The sequence below is a fragment of the Sphingomonas sp. SL1004 genome (assembly GCF_057815015.1).
In genome coordinates, this window is record NZ_JBYMUX010000001.1 from 2,130,775 (window position 1) to 2,155,901 (window position 25,127).

The window sequence follows — 25,127 nt, forward strand, 5'->3', positions numbered from 1 at the left end:
AAAAAAGAGCCACCGGCGATTGCCGATGACCCCTTTTCGCCCGCCTGCTTGGCGCGTGCGCGGCCGCGCCGTTCGATCAGAAACGGATCTTGATCGAGCCCTTGTACGACTGGTTCGAGACGTCCTTGCGCTCGACGGTGGTGTCCGCACCGACCGAGATGTCGACCCGGTCGCCGACCAGCGTCAGCCCCGCGCTGATCTCGCCCCAGTTCTTGTCCTGCCCGGCCAGCCCGAACAGCGCGTTCGGACCGATCCCGCCGACAAAGTTCGCGCCGAACACGCCCGGCGTCGACTGGAAGTCGTGGACGTAGTTCGCCGCGGCGTAGGGCCGGAACGAGCCACTAGCGCCGAGCGTCAGCCCGGCACGCCCCTGCAGGCTGTCGAAGCTGTCGCGATCGACGAACAGGGCAGGTCCGCCGCCATTCTCGATCGTCTTGCCGAAGCCGATATGGCTGGCGCGCATCGACACGCGCGGGCCGACCTTGAGCATCGACAGGTCGAACGCCTTGCCGAGCCCGACCTCGCTGACGACCGTCAACGCGTTGTCAGTGCCGCGCAGGCGGTAGTTGGTGCCGACGAAACCGACGGTGCGGTCGGTCTTGGCGACGAACGCGCCCGCGCTGAATTGCGTATCGAGCACGATCCCCGATGCGGTCTCCAGCTTGCCGTACAGCGTACCCTGGAACAGTTCGCCCTTGGCGCGCTGTGCGATCCCGCCGGTGGTGCCGTCGGTATTGGTGTACGAGAACGAGAAGCCGATCACGCCGCCGTCACCCGCCTGCTTCTCGAGCCCCGCCGCTGCGAAATAGCCGTCGAACTTGTCATGCCCGCCAAACGGATTGGTGCCCGGCATCGAACGGCTTTTGCCATCGATATAGCCGCCGGCGATGAAGCCGCTCATGTCGTCGGGCAGCTTGCCCTGCTGCAACACGGTCCCCGACGAGTCGCTCATCGTGTCCTGCCCGCCCGGCAGGTCGCTCGCCATCAGCGACGCCACCTGGACCGGCTTGCCGATCAGCGCGAGCGTGCCGCCCAGCCCGCCCCGCGTGTCGATCTGCGCGATGTGATCGCGGTAGAAGCGCGACATCGTATCGACCGATGCGACGCCGAGGCTCGACTTGAGCGTTTCGGCGCGCGGCGCGAGACCCTCCAGCGTCGAGCGGATCGTTGCCGCATTCTGCAGATCGAGCGAACCATAGACTCCGCTCAGCGCCGCATAGTTCGACCGGTTCTGGTCGAGCAGCCCGGCATAGGCCGACTGCACCGGCGTCGCGGCGACGACGTTGCGGTACTGCCCCGCTAGGATCCGGACCTGCACCGCGTTGGTGCTGTAGACATAGCTCGGCGTCAGGATCGCGCTCAGCGGAGTCGCTGCGGCGAACGAGCCGCTGATCCCGCCCTGCGCGGTCACGATCGTATAGAGATCGTTATACCGGATGGTGTGCCCCGAAACCGGCGCGAAGCCGACCTTGCCGCCCAGATTGACGATGCCGTTGGTCGCCACGCCCGCTGCGTTGAACGTCGTCGCGGCGAAGGCGAGCTTGTCCGACGTATTGTTCGGTCCCAGGTCGACCAGCAGGTTGGTGCCCGAGGCGAGCACGCCGTTGCCGCCGACCGTCAGCGTGCCGATCGTGCCGGTGGTGCCCGGCGCGATCATGCCGGCGACGCTGGTGAAGAACGGCGTGTTGATCCGTCCCGATCCGGTCAGCAGCCCCGACAGCATGAAGTAATCGCCCGGCGTCGAGATGACGCCGTCGTTCTGGACGACGCCGGTCACCTGGTTGATCGTCATCAGGCTGGTCAGCGACCCCGCCGACGTCACCGCCAGCTTCGCGGTGCTGCCCGCGACGGTGAACTTGTCGACCGTCACCGCGGAACCGAGCGTGGTCGTGCCCGCCGCCGACAGCGTCACGTCGTAATAGCGCGCCGTGCGCTGCGTCGTCCGGTCCGGATCGACGTTGTTGGGGACGAAATTGGTAGCACCGGGCAGGCCGTTGGCGAGCGTCGGCGACAGCACCGCCAGCGCGACCGCGCCGCCGCCTGCCAGCGCCACGTCTTCTGCACCACCGAGCGATGCCGCGTCGGCCTTGCCGCCCTGCGCCGCCGTCTCGAGCGTGAGCCCTTCGACACCGACACCCGGCGTCGATACCTTGGTGACGACTGCAGCCACCGCCGGCGCATCCGCAGTGGTCGTGACGGGGACGCCGTCGACCGTCTCGATGCCGGTCTTCACGTCGACGCAATCGGTCTCGAAACAGACCTGGCCGAACTTGTTGCCGTCGCCCGCGATCCCCGCACCGGTCGTGGTCGGCACGCCGTTGACCAGCTTGCCGTCGACGATGATCTGATAGTTCGGATCGAGTGCCGTCACCCAGTGCGACGCGTCGGTCCACAGCCCGTCGCCGGCCTTGGTCTGCGCGTAGCGATACGGGTTGTTCGCGGTGATATAGTCGGAGAACAGATACAGCGGCTGATAGAAGCTCTCGGTGCCGTACGCCCCGAACGGCTGCGCGGCATAGAAGCGGCTACCGCCCGACAGCACGCCGATCACGACCTGCTTCGCGAACGCGCGGTCGAGGATCAGCGGACCGCCCGAGTCGCCGCCCGCCGTCGTCCCTTCGTTGGGCAGCGCGTCGTCCTTGAACAGGTTGAAGTCGTACGGGCTGGCCGCCGCGGTACCGCGGCGGGGATCGTCGAAATCGAGCTGATACAGGTTCTGCGGCAGGCCGCTGGTGGATCCGAACAGGAACGCATCGCGGTCGTCGAACGAGCCGAGGATGCCGATCGTGTTCTCGGCGATGCGACGACGGTAATCGATGCCGTTGGTATCGCCGGTCAGCGTACCGCCCTGGCCATTGCGACCATAGCCGGAGAGCGTAACGTGATAGCCCGTGCCGGTCGTATCGTTGATCGCAGCGGGTGCCGGCAGCGCCGACAGCAACAGCGCCCAGGTCGGCACGTTGGCGGCCGGCGTATCCAGCGTCGCGATCGCCACGTCGCCCTGCAGGAAGTTCTGCGCGAGACCCAGCTTGAGCGAGTCAGCATTATAGACGACCTGGTTGACGTTATAGAGGAAATTGGCCGTGCTGGTCTTGTACTGGTTCGGGTTGGCCGCACCGGTCGCGGTCGTCGCCAGCACCCAGTCGCGCACGGCCGGCAGGTTGTTCTGCGCGAACCCGAACGCGATCGGGATGCCGCCGCCTTGCGATCCGTACTGCCATGGATCCTGCGCACCGGTGCCTGCGCCGTTCTCGTTGACGCAATGCGCGGCGAAGATGACCGTCCGCGGATTGATCAGCGTGCCGGTGCACAGCCCCAGGCTGCCGCCGCCGAGCGAGATCGTCATCTGGCCGATGCCGTTCACGCCGCCGGCGGTATCCTGCGCGGTGGTCGGCGTGCCCGGCGCGCTGATCACGATGCTGGGCGTCGTAACCAGGTCGGCGGGGTTGAGCGAACTGCTATACGCCATCGTATCGGCGCCCGTCGGACGGTCCTGCGCCGACGCCGCAGTGGTCAGCGCGGCCGACAGAAGCAGCGCGGTCGACGCGAGCAGGCCGGTCGAGGCGAGCAGGCCGGCGCGCGCGTGGCGCGAAACGGAACGCATGGAAGCGGTTTTCATCAATCTGTGTCCCCTGTTGGGCCGCCCATACTTCGGAACGTGCACCATATCGGGAAGCTATGCAGGCCAAATTGGGAACGCAATCAGCGAATTACCCAGTTTGGCCAGGTCGTAACAATCTGTCACGATTGCGTCATTTAAGACACACAACCTGCAGTGCCTAGCCTGATGCCAGACGAAGACGTGCGTTTGTTGGCCGCACATTACGCTGCCGCGTACCCATGTTGCACCGCGCCTGCATACCCGATGTCTGCCCCGCCGCCTTGGCATTGTATAAGGCACCTCATCACGCGGCGCCGTATCCAGCCGCATGCCCGACGATATCGACACAGCGCGCGCGGCCGAGAATCTCATTCTGGTTCGCGGCCTGCGAACCGACGTCTTCCCCAGCGAGATATTTGCCGAGCATGCCTGGAACATGATGCTGCGGCTGTTCGTGGCGCAGATGCGGCACGAACCGCTGTCCGAGGCCGACCTGATGACACGTACCGGTACGCCGCCGGGCACCGGGCGGCGCTGGCTCGCACACCTCGCGGACGATGGTCAGATCATTGCGCTCGCCAAGGGTGGCGCACTCGCGCTGACGCCGGCCGCGCTCGATCGGATGCATGTATTCCTGAAGATGGCGAGCCGGGTTCACGCCACTAGTCGCCTCGCCTGACGGCCACCGCTCGCGATAACCGCATCCTGTTGCACCCGCGCCCTTCCCCGATCCGCTCCCCCTTGCTAAGGCCCCCCCGGTAACAGCATTTTTTGCTCGGTTCCCGGCGCGCCCGCGTGGCCTTCATGGCTGCTTTCCCCTCGGCGCCCGGCGGCCCGACGCCCACGGGAAGGACCCCTATGACTGCCATTGGCCAGGATACCCTCAAGACCCGCACCAGCCTGTCGACCGGCGGCAAGTCGTACGACTATTACAGCCTCGCCAAGGCGTCGGAACAGCTCGGCGACATCAGCCGCCTGCCGTTCTCGATGAAGGTCCTTCTCGAAAACCTGCTCCGCTTCGAGGACGGCGTGACGGTCACGCGCGAGGATATCCAGGCGATCGTCGACTGGCAGAAGGAGCGCCGCAGCGACCGCGAGATCCAGTATCGCCCCGCCCGCGTACTGATGCAGGATTTCACCGGTGTTCCCTGCGTGGTCGACCTCGCCGCGATGCGCGATGCGATGACCAAGCTCGGCGGCAACCCCGAGAAGATCAACCCGCAGGTCCCCGTCCACCTCGTCATCGATCACTCGGTGATGGTCGACGAGTTCGGCACCCCGCAGGCGTTCCATGACAACGTCGACCTCGAATATGAGCGCAACATCGAGCGCTACGAGTTCCTGAAGTGGGGCAGCAAGGCGCTCGACAATTTCCAGGTCGTCCCCCCCGGCACCGGCATCTGCCACCAGGTGAATCTCGAATATATCGGCCAGGCCGTCTGGTCGTCGGCGGCGTCGGGTGACCACGGCGCCAAGCTTCCGGGGGGCACGATGATCGCGTATCCCGACACGCTGGTCGGCACCGACAGCCACACGACGATGATCAACGGTCTCGGCGTGCTCGGCTGGGGCGTCGGCGGGATCGAGGCCGAGGCCGCGATGCTCGGCCAGCCCGTGTCGATGCTGATCCCCGAAGTCGTCGGCTTCAAGCTGCTCGGCAAGCTGAACGAGGGCATCACCGCCACCGATCTCGTGCTCACCGTCACGCAGATGCTGCGCGCCAAGGGCGTGGTCGGCCGCTTCGTCGAGTTCTTCGGCCCCGGCCTGTCGTCGATGACGCTCGCCGATCGCGCGACGATCGCCAACATGGCGCCCGAATACGGTGCCACCTGCGGCTTCTTCCCGATCGACGACAAGACGCTCGATTACATGCGCCTCACGGCACGCTCCGATGAGAACGTCGAGCTGGTCGAAGCCTACGCCAAGGCCAACGGCTTCTGGCGCGACGAGAACGCCGAGGATCCGGTGTTCACCGACACGCTCGAACTCGACATGGGCACCGTCGTCGCATCGCTTGCCGGCCCGAAGCGCCCGCAGGACCGCGTCAGCCTCAACAAGGTCGACGAGGTGTTCAACAGCGACCTCCACAAGCTGTACCACAAGGAGCAGCCCGCACGCGTCGCGGTCGAGGGTCGCGAGCATGACATCGGCGACGGCGACGTCGTGATCGCCGCGATCACCAGCTGCACCAACACCTCGAACCCGTCGGTGCTGGTCGCCGCCGGTCTGGTGGCCCGCAAGGCGAACGCACTCGGCCTCAAGTCGAAGCCGTGGGTGAAGACCTCGCTCGCCCCCGGTTCGCAGGTCGTCACCGACTATCTCGACAAGGCAGGCCTCACCGCGGACCTGAACGCGCTCGGCTTCAACCTCGTCGGATACGGCTGCACCACCTGCATCGGCAACTCGGGCCCGCTCGCGCCCGCCATCTCGGCCGCGATCAACGAGAACGATCTAGTCGCCGCGTCGGTCCTCTCGGGCAACCGCAACTTCGAGGGCCGCGTGTCGCCCGACGTCCGCGCCAACTTCCTCGCCTCGCCGCCGCTTGTGGTCGCCTATGCAATCAAGGGCACCGTCACGACCGACATGATCGAGACGCCGCTGGGTCAGGGGTCGGACGGCCAGGACGTGTATCTGCGCGATATCTGGCCGACCAACGAGGAAGTCCGCACGACGATGGACGCCAACATCGACGCCGGCATGTTCGGCGCGCGCTACGGCGACGTCTATGCGGGCGACGCCAAGTGGCGCGAGATCGACGTCACGGGCTCGGACACCTACGCATGGCGCGCCGGCTCGACCTATGTCGCCAACCCACCGTATTTCGAGGGCCTCAGCATGACGCCGTCGCCGGTGCAGGACATCATCGACGCCAAGCCGCTCGCGATCCTCGGCGATTCGATCACCACCGATCACATCTCGCCGGCCGGTTCGATCAAGGCCGACAGCCCCGCTGGCCGCTTCCTCCAGGAGCATCAGGTCAGCAAGGCGGACTTCAACAGCTATGGCGCGCGTCGCGGCAACCATGACGTGATGATGCGCGGCACCTTTGCCAACATCCGCATCAAGAACGAGATGGTCCCCGGCATCGAGGGCGGCATGTCGAAGTACGACGGCGAAGTCATGGCGATCTACGATGCCGCGATGCGCTTCAAGCAGGACGGCACCCCGCTGGTGATCGTCGCCGGCAAGGAATACGGCACCGGATCGTCGCGCGACTGGGCGGCGAAGGGCACCAACCTGCTCGGCGTCCGCGCCGTGATCACCGAGAGCTTCGAGCGCATCCATCGCTCGAACCTGGTCGGCATGGGCGTGCTGCCGTTGCAGTTCGCCGAAGGCACCGATCGCAAGACGCTCGGCCTCGACGGCTCGGAGACGTTCACGATCCTCGACGTGGCGAGCATCCGCCCGCGTCAGGACGTCACGGTCAAGATGACCCGCGCCGACGGCACCAGCGAGACGTTCCAGACCAAGTGCCGGATCGATACCGTCAACGAGCTGGAATACTTCCTCAACGGCGGCATCCTCCAGTACGTCCTGCGCAAGCTGGCCGCGTAAGACCATTACGTCATCCCGGAGCGATCCGGGACGACCTCTCTCGATACCGTCATCCCAGCGAAAGCTGGGATATCCCCGTGAGGCCCACACGGCCCAACGAGGGATATCCCAACGTTCGCTGGATGACGTGCTTTGGGATCATTGGAGAGGCAGCGACTCCGCGCCTCGCGCGCTCTCAACCAAAAAAGGCGGGGCGATCACAAGGATCGCCCCGTAGTTCAGGGAGAAGACCGGGACAGGGGAGACCCGGTCAGGTCGCCGTCCACAGGGGGAGAGGGGCGGCGACCCACTCCCTTTCGTCCCGATATGTTGCAGCGATATGTCGAGCGGGATCGAAAACGAATTTTCTCGTTCGGCGCCGAAGTATGCACCCTACTCCAGCATCCCTTGTTCACCCGCGAAAGCGGGAGCCCAGGGTTCCAGGCTCTGGCGTCTCTAATGTCGTCCCCTCGTCAAAGCCGTCTACTCCGCCAGCGCTCTCGGCCGCGCGTAGACGAAGTAGAGCGCCAACCCGACCAGGTTCCACAGCCCGAAATACAGCTGCGTCTTCGAGGGCAGGCTGAAGAACAGGTACAAGCACCCAAGAATACCGATCGTCCCGACCAGCGTTGCGGCCGGTGCCCGGAACGCCCGTACCGCGTCAGGCGCGCGGCGGCGCATCACCAGCATGCAGGCACAGACCGCAACGAATGCGGCGAGCGTGCCCGCGTTGGCGAGCGCCGCGATCTCGGCGAGCGGCAACAGGCCTGCAATGACGGCAACGATCGCCGCGGTGATCCAGGTGATGCGGACGGGGGCACCTCGCTTGGAAACCTTGGCGAGGCTCAATGGGAGCAGGCCGTCTCGCGCCATCGTGAAGAAGATCCGGCTCTGGCCGAACAGGAACGCGAGCAAAACCGTCGGCAACGCGATAACGGCGGACGCACCGAGGAAGGTGGCGAACCCCGGTCGGCCGATCTCGCGCAGGATCAGCGCGAGCGGCTCTGCGCTGCCGGCAAACCGGGTGTAGGACAGCGCGCCGACCGCAGCGACCGCGACCAGAATATAGATCGCGATGCACGCCACCATCGACCCGACGATGCCGATCGCCAGATCACGGCCGGGGTTCTTGGTCTCCTCAGCCGCGGTCGAGATCGCGTCGAAGCCGTAGAACGCGAAGAAGATGATCGCTGCCGCCGCCATCACGCCGCGCTCGGCGCCATCGGGCTGGACGGCCTTCGGAAAGCCGTAGGGCATGAACGGATGGAGATTGGCGCTGTTGAAATAGTGGAGCGCGATGAACACGAACACGGTCAGCGCGATCATCTTCACGCCGACCAAAACCGCGTTCAAAGTCGCGCTCTCACGCGTGCCGAACGACAGCACGCCCGCGACGACCGCGATGATGAAGATCGCCGGCACGTTGAGGATGCCGCCGAGTTCGGGGCTGAGCGTCAGTGCCTCGGGAAACCCGAAAGCGCCGCGCAGCAACGGTGCGGCATAGCCTGACCAGCCGACCGCGACGGTCGACACGACCAGCGAATATTCCAGTATGAGGCTCCAGCCGATCACCCATGCGATCAGCTCGCCGAGCACCACATAGCTGTAGGTGTACGCGCTGCCCGACGCCGGGATCATCGTCGCCATCTCCGCATACGCGAGCGCCGCGCAGGCACAGATCCCACCGGCGATGATGAACGACAGGATCACCGCAGGCCCGGCGAGCCCCGCGCCGACGCCGATCAGCGTCAGGATACCGGTGCCGACGATCCCGCCCACGCCCATCGCCACCAGATGCGGCCACGACAATGTCCGCGCGAGCTGATGCTCCGGCGGCTGCTCGGTGACGATTTTTCGGCGAAACAGACTGGCCACGGATATCCCCTCTTGTTGGGGCGGGGAGTGGCACAGGACGGGACCGGGGGGCAAGGTCAGCCGCCAACCACTTACCCGAGCGTCAATTTCCTCCCCGGCGGAGGCCGGGGTCCAGTTGGCAAGGTCATCGTGACGATGCGCTGCGCAATGTCAGCAGCGTCGCCCAACTGGGCCCCGGCCTTCGCCGGGGTGGTAGAAGGGGAGCCGAAATCGAACGGCAGTCCGCTAGTCCCTGTTCTCCCGCGAAGGCGGGAGCCCAGTCTGGGTCCCCGCCTTCGCGGGGACACAAACTACCTAACGGCGGGACTCAGACGGTGAAGCTCTCGCCGCACCCGCACGCGCCCTTGGCGTTAGGATTCTGGAAAACGAAACCGGCGGTAAAGTCGTCCTCGACCCAGTCCATCGTCGACCCGATCAAATACAGGATCGACCCGCCATCGACGAACAAAGTCCCGCCCGGCGTATCGATCCGCTCGTCGAAAGGCTTGGCCTCGGTGACGTAATCCACCGAATAGGCCAGCCCCGAACACCCACGCTTAGGCGTCGACAGCTTCACCCCGATCGCATCCGCCGGAGCCCGCGCCATAAGATCCGCAATCCGCGCATGCGCCGTCGCCGTCAGGTTCAGCGCCGCCGGCCGCGCTCGCAATGTCGTCGCCATGATCGTCCTTCCTTCCCCCTCCCGTAAGCGGGAGGGGCCGGGGGTGGGCTCCCGGCCAGCCACTCATAACCGTCGTTCGCAAGGTGAGCGCGAGCCCACCCCCTGCCCCCTCCCGCCTGCGGGAGGGGAAGCAGAGTCAGAGCATGCCCAGCTCTAACTTCGCCTCGTCCGACATCTTCTGCGGATCCCAAGGCGGATCCCAAACCAGGTTCACTTCCGCAAAGCCGACCCCCGGCACCGACCCGACGCGCATCTCTACCTCCGCCGGCATCGACTCGGCGACCGGACAGTTCGGCGTCGTCAGCGTCATCGCCACCACCGCATGCCCGTCCTCGGTCACCTCGACGCCGTAGATCAGCCCCAGGTCATAGATGTTCACCGGGATCTCGGGATCATAGATCTCCTTCAGCGCATCGATGATCGCATCGTACACCGCGCCACCGGGCTCGCCGGGCGAATCCACCTGCGGCTTCTGCGCGAGGAAGCCCGCGAGATAATCCCGCTTGCGCTCCGCGTCAGAGTCCGTCTCCATGACGACGCGCGCCTTGGGCGGCGATGCAACGGCATCCACTTCCTCGATCTCGAACCGATCGCTCATCCAAAAATCCTCGTTACTCGCTCGATACCACGCACCAGCGCCTCAACGTCCGCCGGCCCGTTATACACGCCGAAGCTCGCGCGTGCCGTCGCCTCGACGCCCAGCGCCTCCATCAGCGGCTGTGCACAGTGATGGCCGGCACGGATCGCGACGCGCTCCTCGTCCAATATGGTGCCGATGTCGTGCGGATGAACCCCCTCGATGGTGAAGCTCACGATCCCCGCCGAGTCCGCCGGGCCATACAGGCGCACCGAATTGATCCCCGACAGCGCCTCGCGCGTGGCGGTCACCAGCGCAGTCTCGTGCGCGTGGATCGCCCCCAGCCCGATGCTCTCGACATAGTCGATCGCCGCGTGCAGCCCGAGCGCGCCGACGATATGCGGCGTCCCCGCCTCGAACCGACCCGGCGGCGGCGCGTAGGTGGTCTTGGCGAACGACACCTTGTCGATCATCGACCCGCCACCCTGGTACGGCGGCATCGCGTCGAGCAATTCCGGCTTGGCCCACAGCACGCCGATCCCGGTCGGCCCGTACAGCTTGTGCCCGGAGAACACGTAGAAATCGCAGCCGATCGCCTGCACGTCGACCGCGATCCGCGGCACCGACTGGCACCCGTCGAGCAGGATCTTCGCGCCGACCGAATGCGCGATCTCGGTCGCGCGCTTGGCATCGAGCACCGAGCCGAGCACGTTCGACACATGCCCAAGCGCGACCAGCTTATGAGCCGGGGTGATCATCCGCTCCATCGCGTCGAGATCGATGCGATGATCCTCCGTCAGCGGCAGGACGTCGATCGCGACGCCGCGCGCTTCCGCGATCATCTGCCACGGCACGATGTTCGAGTGATGCTCCAGCATGGAGAGCAGGATGCGATCGCCTGCCTTCAACTGCTCGCCGGCCCAGCACTGCGCGACGAGATTGATCGCCTCGGTAGCACCGCGCACGAACACGATCTCGTCGGCCGAACCCGCGCCTATGAACCGCGCGACGGCCTTACGCGCCGCTTCATAGGCGACCGTCATGTCCGCCGAGCGTTGGTACACGCCGCGATGCACCGTCGCGTAGGTCTCGCCATAAGCGCGCGTAATCGCGTCGACCACGACCTGCGGCTTCTGCGCAGTCGCAGCGGTATCGAGATACGCCCAGCCCTCTGGAATCGCGGGGAAGTCCGAGAGCCGGTCGAGCGCATCCTCCCCGGCACGGGGAGGGGGACCGCGACGCGCAGCGGCGGGGTGGAGGGGGGCTTCCACAGACGCTACGCCAAGCGGAGAACCCCCTCCACCAGCTACGCTGGTCCCCCTCCCCGTGCCGGGGAGGATTTCTGTCCCGTCATTCACAGCGCCCGCTCCAGCCACGCATCTGCATCCGCCACGAACGCCTCGCGCACCGTCTCGTCCGCGATCTGGACGAACGCATCGCCGACGAACGCGCGCGTCAGCAGTGCCTGCGCCTTGGCGTGCGGGATCCCGCGGCTCTGCATGTAGAACAGCGCCCGCTGATCGAGCTCGCCGACCGTCGCGCCATGCGCGCACTTCACGTCGTCCGCGAAGATCTCCAGTTCGGGCTTCAGGTTCACCGTCGCGGTGCGCTGCAACAGCAACCCGCGGAGCGACTGCACGCCGTCGGTCTTCTGCGCATCGCGCGCCACCTCGACCCGCGCCGCAAGGCTCGCGGTCGACTTGTCCGCCGCGACCGCACGCCAGATCTGCTTGCTCTGCCCGTTCAGCGCAGCATGCCGCACCGACACCGCACACTCCTGCCGCTGGTCGTTCCGCGTCAGCAACGCGCCGCCATATTCGGCAAATGCATCGTCACCCGTCACGGTGATCGCGCCATCGATGCGCGTCCCGGCATCGCCCGCGCCCAACACAGTGACGATCAGGCTTGCCTCGGCCCCGATCTCGACCTTGTCGCGCAACGACACGAAGCCATCAGCCTGCAGCAACCGCACCGCCCGCGTAAGCTTCGCACCCTTGCCAAGCATCATCCGCGTCGACCGGTTCGACCAGCCAGCCCCGACATACGTCTCGACCACCGAAGCGCTCGCGCCAGCGACGAGAACGATCTCCGCCGGAAGCTGGTTGTCGCCGCCCGTCGCGATATGGACGATCTGGATCAGTTCGGCCTCAGCGTTCGCCTCGACCCGGATCGACCACCCGGTACCGGTAGTACGACGGCCAAGCACATGCGCGCCGCCATCGACGTGCGCGATTGCGACGTGCCGCAGATCGCTCCGAGCCTCGTCGAGCACACCATCGACGAACACCGCCCGCGCACCCGGCAAGTCAAGAAACCACTCGCCAGCATCCAGCGCAGCCCCGCGCGGCAGCTCAGCCGCAGCCGCAATCGCCGCCGGATCACCCCAGCGCCAGGATTCCTCGCGCGTAGAGGGGAGTTCGATCTTCAAATCCTCCCCGGCACGGGGAGGGGAACCGCGACGCGTAGCGGCGGGGTGGAGGGGGGCTTCCACGGACGCTACGCCCAGCGGAGCCCCCCCTCCACCAGCTTCGCTGGTCCCCCTCCCCGTACCGGGGAGGATTTTCGACAGGAGGCTCACGCCGCGATCCCCACATAGCCTTCGCTCTCGAGCTGCTTGGCCAGCTCCTTGCCCCCCGAGCGGACGATCTTCCCATCCGCCAGCACATGAACGAAGTCCGGCTCCACATAATCCAGCAGCCGCTGGTAATGCGTGATCAGCAGCACCGCCTTGTCGGGCGCGCGCATGATGCGGTTGATGCCGTCGCCGACGACGCGCAGTGCATCGATGTCGAGACCCGAATCAGTCTCGTCAAGGATCGCGAACTTCGGGTTGACGATGCCCATCTGGACCATCTCGTTGCGCTTCTTCTCGCCGCCCGAAAAGCCGACGTTCACCGGCCGCTTGAGCATGTCGTAATCCATGCCGAGCAGATCCGCCTGCCCGCGCGCGAGCTTCAGGAACTCGCCCCCCGACAGCGGCTTCTCGTCACGCGTGGCACGCTGGGCGTTCAAAGCCTCGCGGAGGAACTGGACGTTCGACACGCCGGGGATCTCGACCGGATACTGGAAGCCGAGGAACACGCCCGCCGCGGCGCGCTCATGCGCCTCCAGCTCGAGCAAATCGACGCCGTCGAACGTCACCGAGCCCGCCGTGACCTCATAGCCGGGCCGCCCGCCGAGCACATAGCCCAGCGTCGACTTGCCCGCGCCGTTCGGCCCCATGATCGCGTGCACCTCGCCCGCGTTCACTTCGAGCGACAGGCCCTTGAGGATTTCCTTGCCGTCGATCTCGGCGTGGAGGTTTTCAATTTTCAGCATCGAATGTAGCCCAATTCCAAATCTCTAAAATGCGAGGCGCCAATTACGCCAACCCTACCCCGTCATTCCCGCGAAGGCGGGAATCCACCCATCCGCATGCGCGAAAGGCAGAGTGGATTCCCGCCCTTCGCGGGAATGACGGAACGAGGGGGTTCACCCCACAGAGCCTTCCAACGAAATCCCCAGCAGCTTCTGCGCTTCCACCGCAAACTCCATCGGCAGTTGCTGCAGCACCTCCCGCGCAAAGCCATTCACGATCAGCGCCACCGCCGCCTCCTGATCCAGCCCGCGCGACATCGCGTAGAACAGCTGGTCCTCGGAGATCTTCGACGTCGTCGCCTCGTGCTCGATCTGCGCCGACGGGTTGCGGACCTCGATATACGGCACGGTATGCGCACCGCACTGGTCGCCGAGCAGCAGGCTGTCGCACTGCGTGAAGTTCCGCACGCCCTCCGCGGTCGGCGCGACACGCACCAGCCCGCGATAGGTGTTGTCCGAACGCCCCGCGGAAATCCCCTTCGACACGATCGTCGACCGCGTGTTCTTGCCGAGGTGGATCATCTTCGTGCCGGTATCGGCCTGCTGGCGATTGTTCGTCACCGCGACCGAATAGAACTCGCCGACCGAGCCATCGCCGAGCAGCACGCACGACGGATATTTCCACGTGATCGCGCTGCCGGTCTCGACCTGAGTCCAGCTGACCTTCGAGTTCTTGCCCTGGCACAGCGCCCGCTTCGTGACGAAGTTATAGATCCCGCCGACGCCGTTCTCGTCGCCCGGATACCAGTTCTGCACCGTCGAATACTTGATCTCGGCATCGTCGAGCACGACCAGCTCGACCACGGCGGCATGAAGCTGGTTCTCGTCGCGCATCGGCGCGGTGCAGCCCTCGAGATACGAGACGTACGACCCCTTGTCTGCGACGATCAGCGTGCGTTCGAACTGCCCGGTATTCTCCGCGTTGATCCGGAAATACGTCGAAAGCTCCATCGGGCAGCGCACGCCCTCCGGGATGTAGACGAACGTGCCATCGGAGAAGACCGCCGAGTTCAGCGTCGCGAAATAGTTATCGCGCTGCGGCACGACCTTGCCGAGCCATTTCCGGACGAGATCGGGATATTCCTTGATCGCCTCGGAGATCGACCGGAAGATCACGCCCGCGGCCTCGAGCTCCTTGCGGAACGTGGTCGCGACCGAGACGCTGTCGAACACCGCATCGACCGCGACGCGGCGCTTGGGCGTGCCGTCCTCGTTCAGCGGATCCTCGACCACGCCCGCCAGCATCTTCTGCTCGCCGATCGGAATGCCGAGCTTCTCGTAGACGCGCAGGATCTCCGGATCGACCTCGTCGAGCGACCCAAGCTTTGGCTTCGCCTTGGGCTCCGCGTAATAATACGCGTCCTGGTAATCGATCGGGGGGACGTTGAGCTTCGACCAGTCGGGCGCCTCCATCGTCTGCCACAACGCGAACGCCTTCAGCCGCCAGTCGAGCATCCACTGCGGCTCGCCCTTCTTGGCGGAAATGAAGCGCACCGTGTCTTCCGACAGACCCTTCGGCGCGAATTCCTGTTCGATGTCCGAGGAGAAACCCCACTCGTACGTCTTGTTCGCGGCGGCGTAAGCCTCAGCGTTCCGGGTAGCCATCATTCCATCTCCGCCGCGACGCGGCTCTCTAAAAACTCGGCGATCTCTGCGTCTCTGCGCGAACAAGTACTTTTGCGCGCAGAGGCGCAGAGAGCGCGGAGGAAGGGGTAAGGCGCTGCGCGCATTATACGGGCACCTGTAAAACCGGGGTTTGCGAAAGGCTGGCGAGCGACACGCCGGCGAGCGCACCGCGGACCGCGCCGTTGACGGCGTTCCAGTGCGGCTTCACCTTGCACGTCTGCTCGACGCAGCAATCCTGCGACGCGCCATCGACGCACGACGTCAGCGCGATCGGACCTTCGACCGCCTCGATGATGTCGGCAAGCGAGATCATCGCCGGTGGTCGCGACAAGCGGAAGCCGCCGCCAGTGCCGCGCGTGCTCTCGATCAGCCCCGCGGCCGACAGCCGGCTCACCAGCTTCTGCACGGTCGGAAGCGGCACGCCGGTCTCCTCCGCCAGCAGCGTCGCGTTCAGCCGCGCGATACCGCCGCAATGACGCGCCGCGGCGCTCATCATCACGACCGCATAGTCGGCTAGGCTGGAAAGACGCATGATGGCTTAGGAGTCCAATCGGACCGATATGATCCGATTGGTCAAATGGGCTTTGTGCAGTGCATCGTCAACCCGGCCAGGGGTGCTAACGACTCGCAACTAGAGCGCTGTTTTGTGCATCGCACACGACCCGAAAGCTTGACTTCCCCCCTCCCTGGAAGGGAGGGGTCGGGGGTGGGTCGGCTGCTGACGTCAGGGAGCACCAGCTAACGGACCAACCAACCCCCAGCCCCTACCTTCCAGGGAGGGGAGCAAGAATGACCCTTCCCGACCAGTGGAAGGAGCAAGGACGACGCGCATGGCCTTCTACCACCCGATCCTGTTCCGCCTCGACGCCGAGCGCGCGCATACCCTTACCATCGCCGCGCTCGGCGCATGGGGGAAGGCCGGCGCGCCGCTCGCCCCCAGCGTACCGCGGCTCGCGACGACCGTGGCGGGGATCGCCTTCCCCAACCCGGTCGGCTTGGCGGCAGGCGTCGACAAGGACGGCCGCGCGATCGACGGCTTCTTCGGGCTGGGCTTCGGTAGCGTCGAGATCGGCACGCTCACGCCGCTCGCGCAGCCCGGCAACCCCAAACCCCGCATCTTCCGCCTTCCCGAAGACCGTGCGGTGATCAACCGTTTGGGCTTCAACAACGGCGGCCTCAATGGCGCGCTTCCCCGGGCACAGAGCGCAAAGCGGAACGGCGTTCTCGGAATCAACGTCGGCGCGAACAAGGACGTTTCGGATCGCACAGCCGACTATGTCCACGGCGTTACCAGAGCCGCACCCCACGCAGACTACATCACTATAAACATCAGCTCCCCCAACACCCCCGGCCTGCGCGATCTCCAGCACGGAGCAGCGCTCCGCGACCTCCTCGCCGCCTGCACCGCCGCCAAGGGCACGACGCCGATCTTCCTCAAGGTTGCCCCCGACCTCGAACCCGCCGACATAGACGACATCGCCCGCGCCGCGCTCGACAACCGCATCGACGCGCTGATCGTCAACAACACGACCATCTCCCGCCCCAGCCTGCGCTCGGCCAATGCCCAGGAAACCGGCGGCCTCTCCGGAGCCCCCCTCGCCCCGCTGGCCCGCCAACGCCTGTCGGACTTCCGCAAGGCGACCGGCGCAGCGATTCCCCTGATCTCGGTCGGCGGCGTCGACAGCGGCGCCGAAGCATATGCCCGCCTCCGTGCCGGTGCGAGCCTCGTCCAGCTCTACACCGCGCTGGTCTACGAAGGCCCCGGCCTCCCCGCCCACATCCTCCGCGAACTCGACGCGCTGCTGAATCGCGACGGATTTGCGACAGTCAGCGATGCGGTGGGCGTGGACGCCTAACGATCCTCCCCCGCCAGGGGGAGGTGGCTGGCCCTTGCCAGACGGAGGGGGAGGAAAGGGACAACCTGTGTTCCGTGTCCTCCCCCTCCGTCGCCTTCGGCGCCACCTCCCCCTGGCGGGGGAGGATCGCAAGGTTGCGAGACGGGTTGCCTCGTATTCGAACCACGCTACGCTCGCGCTCGATGAAGACCTCCCTCCTAGCGCTCGCCCTCCTCGTCCCCGCCGCTACCGTAGAGGCGCGCCAACCCGTTCCGGCCAAAGACCAGGGCATGGTCAGCGCCGCAGACCCCCGCGCCGCTGCCGCCGGCGTCGAGATCCTCCGAGCCGGCGGCAGCGCGACCGACGCCGCCATCGCGACGATGCTGGCGCTCAACGTCGTCGAACCACAAAGCTCGGGCATCGGCGGCGGCAGCTTCTGGATCTCCCACGCGGCCGGCGGCGCGCTCAGCACGATCGATGCGCGCGAAGAAGCACCCGCCGCAGCCGACGCACACTGGTTCTACGCCCCCGACGGCACGCCGCTGAGCCACAGCGACGCGGTCCCCGGCGGCCGCAGCGTCGGCATCCCCGGCGCGCTACGCGGCATGGCGCTCGCGCACCGCGCCTCGGGCAAGCTCCCCTGGGCACAACTGTTCGCCCCCGCGATCCGCCTCGCGACCAACGGCTTCCAGGCCTCGCCGCGCCTCGTCAACGGCATGAAGGCATACGGCGACCACATCACGCCCGAGACGCGGCGGCTCTTCTCCGCCCCCGACGGCTCACCGATCGCGATCGGCGCCACGATCAAGAACCCCGCCCAAGCCGCGCTCCTCCAGCGCATTGCCACCCAAGGCCCCGACAGCTTCTACGTCGGCCCGCAGGCGCAGAAGATCGTCACCGCGGTCAACACCGCCGCACGAAATCCGTCGAAGATGACGCTCGGCGACCTAGCCAGCTATGACGCGAAGTCGCGGCCGCCGGTCTGCGTCAAATACCGCGTCTACCGCGTCTGCGGCATGGGTCCGCCCTCGTCCGGCGGCATCACCGTGCTGATGATCCTCAAGCAGCTCGAACGCTTCGACATGGCCAAGCTCGGCAAGGACAGCGCGCAAGCCTGGCACCTGTTCGCCGAATCCTCGCGGCTCGCCTATGCCGACCGCGACCTGTACGTCGGCGATCCCGACTTCGTCCGCGTGCCGGTGCTGGGCATGCTCGACACCAAGTATCTCGCGTCGCGCTCGGCCCTGATCTCCCCCACCACGACGATGGCGACCGTCGCACCGGGCACGCCCCCCGGCGCCCCCGCCCGCGTCCGCGCGCCGATCAGCGAAGTCGCTGGCACCACCGACATCGCCACCGTGGACGCACGCGGCAACGTGGTCGAGGTCACCACCACCGTGGAGGGCTATTTCGGCTCCGGCATCACGGTCGACGGCACCGTCCTCAACAACCAGCTCACCGACTTCGACATCGTCCCCGAAAAGGACGGCGCGCTCGTCGCCAACCGCGTCGAGGGCGGCAAGCGGCCGCGCAGCTCGATGTCGCCGACGATTGTCTACGGCCCCGACGGCAAGGTCCGCCTCGCTGTGGGCGCGGCAGGCGGTTCGACGATCATCGCGCAGGTGGCGAAGGCGATCATCGGCGTGGTCGACTGGAAACTGTCTGCGCAGGATTCGATCGCGCTGGGGCTGCTCTATGCACCGGGCCACGTCGCTGCTGCGGAGAAGGGTACCGAGCGTGAAACAATGGTCCCCGCCTTGCAGGCGCTAGGCGAGACGGTCCAAGTGGCCGCACTCGGCCTGAAGGCAAACGCGATCGAGCGCGTAGGCGGCAAATGGGTCGGCGCCGCAGACCCCCGCAGCGAAGGCGTCGCGATCTCAGAGGACGGTACCGTCACCAACATTCAACGCGTCGGCGCCCTCCAGCGCGCGCCGGAATGACACGCCCTTCCGTCACCCCGGACTAGTTTCGGGGTCCACCTTTCCGCGTACTCGACAGCAGAGAGATTGCGGAACGGTGGATGCCGGAACAAGCCCGGCATGACGGGGGCGTTCGAACGGGCTATACCACCCCAAAGATCGAGCACCCCGCCAAGGCAAGCTCGCAGAGCAGTTCAGGAGAGACAATGGCCCGCCAGCTCGAACGCTTCCCGAACCTCGTCACGATGTTCTTCGCGCGCGCCACCGAACGAGGCGACGCGCCGTTCCTCTGGACCAAGACTAGCGGCACGTGGGTCGCGACAAGCTGGGCCGAAGCCGCCCGCCAGGTCGCGAGCCTAGCCACCGCGCTCACCGCGATCGGCCTGAAACGCGGCGACCGCGTCATGCTGGTCGCCGAGAATCGCCCGGAATGGTGCCTCAGCGACCTCGCGATCATGGCCGCGGGCTGCATCACCGTGCCGACCTACGTCACCAACACCGAACGCGATCACCTCCATATCATCGAAAACGCCGGCGCCTGCGCGATCATCGTCTCGACCGCCAAACTCGCGAAGACGCTGCTCCCCGCGGTGATCCGCTCGAACCAGGCGCAGACCGTCATCGGCCTCGAGGACATGAAGGTCCCCGCCGGGATCGACTTCCACAACTGGCACGCGCTGATCGCCGCGCACCAGACCGCCCCCGAGACCGCCGCAGCCCGCGCCGACTTCGTACGCGAAGACCTCGCCTGCATCATCTACACCTCGGGCACCGGCGGCGCGCCGCGCGGCGTCATGCAGCACCACGGCGCGATCCTGCACAATTGCGCCGGCTGCGCGAGCGTGATCTCGGAGGATTTCGGCTGGGACGACGAGGTGTTTCTGTCGTTCCTGCCGCTCAGCCACGCCTACGAACACACCGGCGGCCAGCATTTCCCGATCTCGCTCGGCGGCCAGATCTACTACGCCGAGGGTCTGGAGAAACTCGCCGCCAACATCGAGGAGACGCGACCGACGATCATGTTCGTCGTCCCCCGCCTGTTCGAAGTCCTCCGCACGCGTATCTCGAAGACGATCGAGAAACAGGGCGGCGCCTCGGCGTACCTCCTGCGCCAGGCGCTCGACATCGGTGGCAAGCGCTACGCCGGCCGCCTGCGCCTGATTGATCGCCCGATGCAGGCCGCCGTCGCCACGCTGTTCAAACCGAAGATCTCGAAGAAGTTCGGCGGCCGGCTGAAGGCGATGATCTCGGGCGGCGCACCGCTAAATCCCGAGGTCGGCCTGTTCTTCGAGGCGCTCGGCCTCACCTTCCTGCAAGGCTATGGCCAGACCGAAGCCGCCCCCGTCATCTCGTGCAACCGCCCCAAGGCCGGCGTCCGGATGGACTCGGTCGGCCCGCCGCTCAACGACACCGAGGTCCGGATCGCCGAGGACGGCGAGATCCTGGTCCGCGGAGAACTCGTCATGCACGGCTATTGGCGCAACGACGCCGAGACGGCGAAGGTGCTCAAGGACGGCTGGCTTCATACCGGCGACATCGGCGAGATCGACGACCGCGGCCGCATCCGCATCACCGACCGCAAGAAGGACCTGATCATCAACGACAAGGGCGAGAACGTCGCCCCGCAAAAGGTCGAGGGGATGCTGACGCTCCAGCCCGAGATCGCGCAGGCGATGATTGCTGGCGACAAGCGGCCGTACATGGTCGGGCTGGTGGTGCCCGATCCGGAGTGGACGCAGGAATGGTGCGCGGCCAACGGCGACGCGTGCAGCTTCGCGCGGCTGGCGGAGAACAGCGAGTTCAGGACCGCGATCGGTCACGCGATCGAGCGGGTGAACAAGGAGCTGACGGTCACCGAACGCATCCGGCGTTTCGTGCTCGCGGATGGCCCGTTCACGATCGAGAACGAGCAGCTGACCCCCAGCCTAAAGATCCGCCGCCACGTCCTGAAACAGGCTTACGGCGAGAGGTTGGACGCGCTCTACAAATAACCCTCTCCCCCACGGGGAGAGGGAGGGGCCCGCGCGCCCTTGCGCGTGGGAGGGTGAGGGGCGTGAGGCTCGCAACGCCTCCGCCAACGCCCCTCACCCTTCCGTCGCCAAGCGGCTCCTCCCTCCCTCTCCCCAGTGGGGAGAGGGACTAGAAGATCACTTCTTCGCAGGCGCCGCAGTCGGCACCACGGCCATCGTCCAATCCTTCTCCGGCCGCAGATACTTCGCCGCCGTCGCCTGTAACTCCACCGGTGTCGTCGCCACCAGATCGCTCGCAATCCGCTGCGTCGCCGCGATCCGGCGCGGATCGAACGTCGCGCCGCCGAGCTGCTGCAACCAGAACTGATTCCCGGTCGAGGCGCGCAGGATATACTGCCCCATCGGCTTCTTGATCCGGTCCAGCTCGTCCGCCGCGATCGGCGTCGACACCAGCTCCGCCGCAATCTGCCGCGCGATCTGGAAGAAGAACGCCACCTTGTCCGGCGCAACCTGCCCGATCGCGACCATCCGACCGCCGGTGTTCATGCCCACCGGCCACTGGCTCGACACGTTGGGGCTGTAGCTCGCGCCCGCCGCCTGCCGCAGCCGCTCGAACAGCCGATCGCTGAACACCTGCGCCAGCACGTCGAGACGCCGCGCCTCGACGATATTGTCGATCCCGCCGCCGGTCGGCCATGCGATCACCGCCGCCGCCTGGTTCTCCGGGCCGGTATGCGCGCGCATCACCGGCGTCGCGTTGTGCGCGGGGAAGCCCACCGGCGCGCCGACCGTCCATACCGCCGTCCGCGGCTTCATCGCCCCGAACGTCTTGGCGACCGCGGCGATCGCTTCCTCGGTCTTCACGTCGCCGAAGATCGAGACCTCGATCGGACCCGTCTTGAGGATAGGCTCCCAGAATGCGCGGAAGTCCTTCGCATTCAGCGCCTCGACGGTTTGCTTCGACGGCGTCCCCCAACGCGGATCGCCCGCGCGGAGCAGGCCTTCAAGGTCACGCGACAACACACCGTCCGGCGACGAATCATACCCGGCAAACCCCGCCAGCGCAGCCACGCGAGCACGCGCCACCGGCGCCGGATCCCACGCCGGGAACGCGAGTTTCGCCGCCATCAGCCGCAACTGATCCGCATAATCCGCCGGCGACGTGATCGCGCTCAGCGTGAACGCATTGTCGTCGATCCCGAAATCGAGCCCGATCCGCCGACCCGCGGTCAACTGGTCGAGATCGCCCTGGTCGAGCTTGCCGATACCGCCCGCGACCAGCGCGAGATCACCCGCCCACGCCGGAGTCGAGCGGTTCGAAGGGATCGCAGTATACCCCCCGCCGAACCGCACGCGCACATAGACGCGACCGGTCTCGCCCGCGTTCGGGAACAGCAGCACGCGCGTACCGTTGGCAAAGTTCACCTGCTCCATGTCGAACGCGGCGATCTTTTCGCGGCTCGCGACGACACCCGGCTTGCCGAGCGACGGCAGCTTCGAGAAGTCGACCGCCGCCTGCGCGCGCCGCTTGCCGGCAAGACCCGAAACGTCCGCCTTCAACGCGGTCGCCAGCTTGGCCGCAGCGCCCGCATCAGGCGTCTGCGTATTCACGAGGGCTCGCGTCGCGGTCCCCTCGAAGATCGCCTTGCTCGATGCGAGCAAGGTCGCGGGCGTAAACATGCCCTTCGCCTTGGCGTCCTGCAAAATCTTGTACGACGTCTCGGGCCCCGCCACGGTCTCGCGGATGTCGAGCGCACCGACCATGTCGTCCGCCTGCTTCGACCCGGCCTCGACCCGCGCGGTCTCCACGCTGGTCCGCATGATCGTGTCGAAATCGGCGTATTCGCGGTCGACCTCGGCCTGGCTCGGCGCGTTGGTCTGCGCGTCGGCGATCACCGCGCGGACGTCCTTCAACGCCGCTTCCCAGTCGGTCCCGATCGGCACGATGTTGACGCTCGTCAGGTTCGCCGATCGCGACACGTCGTCGATCGATACGCCGGCTTGCAGGTAACTGCCGCCAGCGCGCGCGCGCGTCTCCAGACGCCGACTGATCAGGCGGGTGGCGAGTACGTCGACCAGCCGTTCCTGGTTCATGATCGCGGTGTCGTCCTTGTATTCCCAAGGCCGCACCACGCCGAGCGTTACCACCGCCGGAATAGCCGGCTCGGCGATCGTCGCGGAGACCGGTGCCTTCGGATCGGGCTTGCCGAAATCGGGGGCAGGCACGACCGGGTCGGTACGCTTCCAGTCGGCGAAGTTCTTGACGATCAACCGTCCGAACAACGCCGGATCCATGTCGCCGGAGATGATGACGACGGTGTTCTCCGGCCGATACCAACGATCGTGAAACGCCTTCACGGTCGCGCCGGTCGCCGCCTCCAGCGTCTTGATGTTGCCGATCGGCGAACGATCCGCGAGCGACTGCCCGGCGAAGAACGTCGAGCGGATCGCATCGCCGAACCGTACCTGTGGCCCCGGCTGCTCGCGCTGTTCGGCCAACACGATCGGGCGCTCGGCGGCGACCGATGCGTCGGTGATCGTCGGTTTTTCCATCATGCCGGACATGATCTTCAGGCTCTCGTCGAGCCCCGCTTCAGTCGCAGAAGGAAGGTCGAGCTTGAACGTGGTCGAGGTCGGCGTGGTCTGCGCGTTGGTATCCGACCCGAAGGTCGCGCCGAACCGCTGCCACACGCGCTTGGCCTCGCCATCCGGCACGTATTCGGAGCCGCGGAACGACAGATGCTCGATGAAATGCGCAAAACCGCGTTCACTGTCGGTCTCGTTCAGCGACCCGGCATCGATCCGCACGCGCACCGACACCTGGCCAGGCGGCACGCCATTCTTGCGCACCGCGAACCGCATGCCGTTCGGCAATGTGCCGAACTTCCACTCCGGATCCCGCGTGAGATCGCTGCCCTTGTAGAGCCACGCGGTCGTATCGATCCCGCTCAGTTCGGGAAGCGTCGGCGCCTCTTTGGCAGGCGTGGATGTTGCCTGCTGCGTCGCCATCTGCCCGCTCGCGGGGATTGCGAGGCCAAGGATGACGGGGAGAAGGACGGGAGCGCGGTACAAGCGCGAAAAGGACACCATGGCTCACCTGTAGCGCCCCCGCGCGCGCATCGCCAGCGCCGCCCCGCACCGCGCCGTCTTCGGTGCCATCATTTCGTCCAACACGTGGCCTATATCGTGTTCGAACAAGGGGATCGGCGCCGGCGACGCGCCTGGATGCAGGGTAGAGATGACGGTCGAAGCCGAACTGGGCCACGAACTGGGGCAGTCTTCATTGTGGCGGGATTCGGGCGAACCGGCGTTGCGGCGCAGCGCCCGCATGCCCGACCTCAACGTGATCTCCGGCGCGCCGAGGCCCGGCGCGCCGATGATCGCCGAAGCCAACCGCCCGCTGATCATCCGCGTCGGCAAGCACCTCCGCGGCGTCTTCGACCGCATGATCGCGTCCTCGTCGCTGGTCGCCAACGACCCGGTCCTCGACGTCCGTGATTTCGCCTGGACCGCGGTGCTGCGCGAGAACTGGGCCGCGATCCGCGACGAGGCCGTCCTTGTCGCGCTACGAGGCGAGGCCTCGCCCAGCCTCGCGACGATCTCCCCCGATCACCGCTCGATCGCCGAGATCGACAAATGGCGCTCGTTCTTCCTCTACGGCTACGGCTACCCGATCGAGGAGAGCCTCGCGCGCTGTCCGCACACGGCCGCAGCCGTCGCCCGCATCCCCGGCCTCAACAGCGCGTTCTTCTCGATCCTCGCGCCCGGCACGCACATCCCCGAACACCGCGGCGTGACCAAGGGGCTGATCACCTGCCACCTCGGCCTGATCGTGCCGCGCGACGGCGACGTCCGCATGCGCGTCCACGACCGCACCGTCCGCTGGGCCGAAGGCGAGACGCTGGTGTTCGACGACACTTACCAGCACGAGGTCTGGAACGACACCACCAGTACCCGCGTCGTCCTGCTGATCCAGTTCGAACGCCCCTTGCGCAACCCGGGCAAGTGGATCGCCGACCTGTTCCTCGGCATCGTCCGCCGCTCCGCCTTCGTGCAAGACGCGGTCCGCAACATCGGCAGCTGGAACGCCGCCGTGAAGGCGATGGACGTCTGACCCCGCGGTAAGGATCGAACCGATCCGGACCGGTCTCTCGCAACCGTCCGACCATTCG

General features: G+C 66.4%; 16 protein-coding genes. 6 read left to right on the plus strand and 10 right to left on the minus strand.

Annotation, left to right across the window (positions count from 1 at the left end):
* Nucleotides 1-76: 76 nt before the first annotated feature.
* The gene (locus tag AC3D24_RS09575; RefSeq protein ID WP_489030133.1) at nucleotides 77-3,619 is read right to left on the minus strand and encodes an autotransporter domain-containing protein; all 3,543 of its coding nucleotides are present in this window, start codon (nucleotides 3,617-3,619) and stop codon (nucleotides 77-79) included.
* A 310-nt stretch (nucleotides 3,620-3,929) separates the two neighbouring features.
* Here AC3D24_RS09575 and AC3D24_RS09580 point away from each other — a divergent pair, with 310 nt between their 5' ends.
* Both AC3D24_RS09580 and acnA read left to right on the plus strand, forming a co-directional pair.
* Complete coding sequence (locus AC3D24_RS09580; RefSeq protein WP_489030135.1) at nucleotides 3,930-4,280, plus strand: hypothetical protein; 351 nt, start codon at nucleotides 3,930-3,932, stop codon at nucleotides 4,278-4,280.
* Nucleotides 4,281-4,459: 179 nt separating this feature from the next.
* Entirely contained in the window at nucleotides 4,460-7,156 is a 2,697-nt protein-coding gene (gene acnA, locus AC3D24_RS09585; RefSeq protein ID WP_489030137.1) for an aconitate hydratase AcnA, read from the plus strand.
* A gap of 462 nt (nucleotides 7,157-7,618) precedes the next feature.
* Here the strand turns inward: acnA and AC3D24_RS09590 are convergent, their stop codons facing one another.
* From AC3D24_RS09590 to AC3D24_RS09625, 8 genes are all read right to left on the minus strand, one after another.
* Nucleotides 7,619-9,010, minus strand: a complete 1,392-nt coding sequence (locus tag AC3D24_RS09590; protein WP_489030139.1) for an amino acid permease — start codon at nucleotides 9,008-9,010, stop codon at nucleotides 7,619-7,621.
* A 307-nt stretch (nucleotides 9,011-9,317) separates the two neighbouring features.
* Complete coding sequence (locus AC3D24_RS09595) at nucleotides 9,318-9,671, minus strand: HesB/IscA family protein (RefSeq protein WP_332754289.1); 354 nt, start codon at nucleotides 9,669-9,671, stop codon at nucleotides 9,318-9,320.
* 136 nt (nucleotides 9,672-9,807) lie between these two features.
* On the minus strand, nucleotides 9,808-10,269 hold the full coding sequence (locus AC3D24_RS09600; protein ID WP_056057670.1) for an SUF system Fe-S cluster assembly protein: 462 nt from the start codon (nucleotides 10,267-10,269) through the stop codon (nucleotides 9,808-9,810).
* A complete protein-coding gene (locus AC3D24_RS09605; RefSeq protein WP_489033119.1) occupies nucleotides 10,266-11,426 on the minus strand; it encodes a cysteine desulfurase in 1,161 nt (386 codons plus the stop codon). The genes AC3D24_RS09600 and AC3D24_RS09605 overlap by 4 nt, the downstream gene beginning before the upstream one ends.
* 176 nt (nucleotides 11,427-11,602) lie before the next feature.
* Nucleotides 11,603-12,676: a SufD family Fe-S cluster assembly protein gene (locus AC3D24_RS09610; RefSeq protein WP_489030142.1), complete on the minus strand. Its 1,074-nt coding sequence runs from the start codon at nucleotides 12,674-12,676 to the stop codon at nucleotides 11,603-11,605.
* Between the two features lie 146 nt (nucleotides 12,677-12,822).
* Nucleotides 12,823-13,566 carry a Fe-S cluster assembly ATPase SufC gene (gene sufC, locus AC3D24_RS09615; RefSeq protein WP_120299889.1) on the minus strand — a complete coding sequence of 248 codons (744 nt, stop codon included), beginning with the start codon at nucleotides 13,564-13,566 and terminating at the stop codon, nucleotides 12,823-12,825.
* 153 nt (nucleotides 13,567-13,719) lie between these two features.
* A complete protein-coding gene (sufB, locus tag AC3D24_RS09620; RefSeq protein WP_056057660.1) occupies nucleotides 13,720-15,210 on the minus strand; it encodes a Fe-S cluster assembly protein SufB in 1,491 nt (496 codons plus the stop codon).
* 124 nt (nucleotides 15,211-15,334) lie between these two features.
* A complete protein-coding gene (locus tag AC3D24_RS09625) occupies nucleotides 15,335-15,763 on the minus strand; it encodes an SUF system Fe-S cluster assembly regulator (RefSeq protein WP_489030144.1) in 429 nt (142 codons plus the stop codon).
* 298 nt (nucleotides 15,764-16,061) lie between these two features.
* Here AC3D24_RS09625 and AC3D24_RS09630 point away from each other — a divergent pair, with 298 nt between their 5' ends.
* The 3 genes from AC3D24_RS09630 to AC3D24_RS09640 all read left to right on the plus strand — a co-directional run bounded on the left by AC3D24_RS09630 (nucleotide 16,062) and on the right by AC3D24_RS09640 (nucleotide 20,976).
* Nucleotides 16,062-17,087 (plus strand): quinone-dependent dihydroorotate dehydrogenase, encoded by a 1,026-nt coding sequence (locus tag AC3D24_RS09630; RefSeq protein WP_489030146.1) that lies wholly within the window; start codon nucleotides 16,062-16,064, stop codon nucleotides 17,085-17,087.
* Between the two features lie 182 nt (nucleotides 17,088-17,269).
* Nucleotides 17,270-19,006, plus strand: coding sequence for a gamma-glutamyltransferase (gene ggt / locus AC3D24_RS09635; RefSeq protein WP_489030148.1), 1,737 nt, complete (start codon nucleotides 17,270-17,272; stop codon nucleotides 19,004-19,006).
* A 185-nt stretch (nucleotides 19,007-19,191) separates the two neighbouring features.
* Nucleotides 19,192-20,976: an AMP-dependent synthetase/ligase gene (locus AC3D24_RS09640; RefSeq protein ID WP_489030150.1), complete on the plus strand. Its 1,785-nt coding sequence runs from the start codon at nucleotides 19,192-19,194 to the stop codon at nucleotides 20,974-20,976.
* 156 nt (nucleotides 20,977-21,132) lie between these two features.
* On the opposite strand, the gene AC3D24_RS09645 is transcribed toward AC3D24_RS09640, so the two are convergent.
* Nucleotides 21,133-24,045 (minus strand): M16 family metallopeptidase, encoded by a 2,913-nt coding sequence (locus tag AC3D24_RS09645; RefSeq protein WP_489030152.1) that lies wholly within the window; start codon nucleotides 24,043-24,045, stop codon nucleotides 21,133-21,135.
* Between the two features lie 286 nt (nucleotides 24,046-24,331).
* Between AC3D24_RS09645 and AC3D24_RS09650 the strand changes: the two genes are divergently transcribed.
* Nucleotides 24,332-25,069, plus strand: coding sequence for an aspartyl/asparaginyl beta-hydroxylase domain-containing protein (locus AC3D24_RS09650; RefSeq protein WP_489033120.1), 738 nt, complete (start codon nucleotides 24,332-24,334; stop codon nucleotides 25,067-25,069).
* Nucleotides 25,070-25,127: the final 58 nt, after the last annotated feature.

Bases quoted from the DNA above. Each gene is read 5' to 3' on its own strand.
- AC3D24_RS09600 (WP_056057670.1), bottom strand. From the start codon at position 10,269: ATGAGCGATCGGTTCGAGATCGAGGAAGTGGATGCCGTTGCATCGCCG.
- AC3D24_RS09575 (WP_489030133.1), bottom strand. From the start codon at position 3,619: ATGAAAACCGCTTCCATGCGTTCCGTTTCGCGCCACGCGCGCGCCGGC.
- AC3D24_RS09645 (WP_489030152.1), bottom strand. From the start codon at position 24,045: ATGGTGTCCTTTTCGCGCTTGTACCGCGCTCCCGTCCTTCTCCCCGTC.
- acnA (WP_489030137.1), top strand. From the start codon at position 4,460: ATGACTGCCATTGGCCAGGATACCCTCAAGACCCGCACCAGCCTGTCG.
- AC3D24_RS09580 (WP_489030135.1), top strand. From the start codon at position 3,930: ATGCCCGACGATATCGACACAGCGCGCGCGGCCGAGAATCTCATTCTG.
- sufC (WP_120299889.1), bottom strand. From the start codon at position 13,566: ATGCTGAAAATTGAAAACCTCCACGCCGAGATCGACGGCAAGGAAATC.
- AC3D24_RS09630 (WP_489030146.1), top strand. From the start codon at position 16,062: ATGGCCTTCTACCACCCGATCCTGTTCCGCCTCGACGCCGAGCGCGCG.
- AC3D24_RS09650 (WP_489033120.1), top strand. From the start codon at position 24,332: ATGATCGCCGAAGCCAACCGCCCGCTGATCATCCGCGTCGGCAAGCAC.
- AC3D24_RS09640 (WP_489030150.1), top strand. From the start codon at position 19,192: ATGGCCCGCCAGCTCGAACGCTTCCCGAACCTCGTCACGATGTTCTTC.
- AC3D24_RS09595 (WP_332754289.1), bottom strand. From the start codon at position 9,671: ATGGCGACGACATTGCGAGCGCGGCCGGCGGCGCTGAACCTGACGGCG.
- ggt (WP_489030148.1), top strand. From the start codon at position 17,270: ATGAAGACCTCCCTCCTAGCGCTCGCCCTCCTCGTCCCCGCCGCTACC.
- sufB (WP_056057660.1), bottom strand. From the start codon at position 15,210: ATGGCTACCCGGAACGCTGAGGCTTACGCCGCCGCGAACAAGACGTAC.
- AC3D24_RS09625 (WP_489030144.1), bottom strand. From the start codon at position 15,763: ATGCGTCTTTCCAGCCTAGCCGACTATGCGGTCGTGATGATGAGCGCC.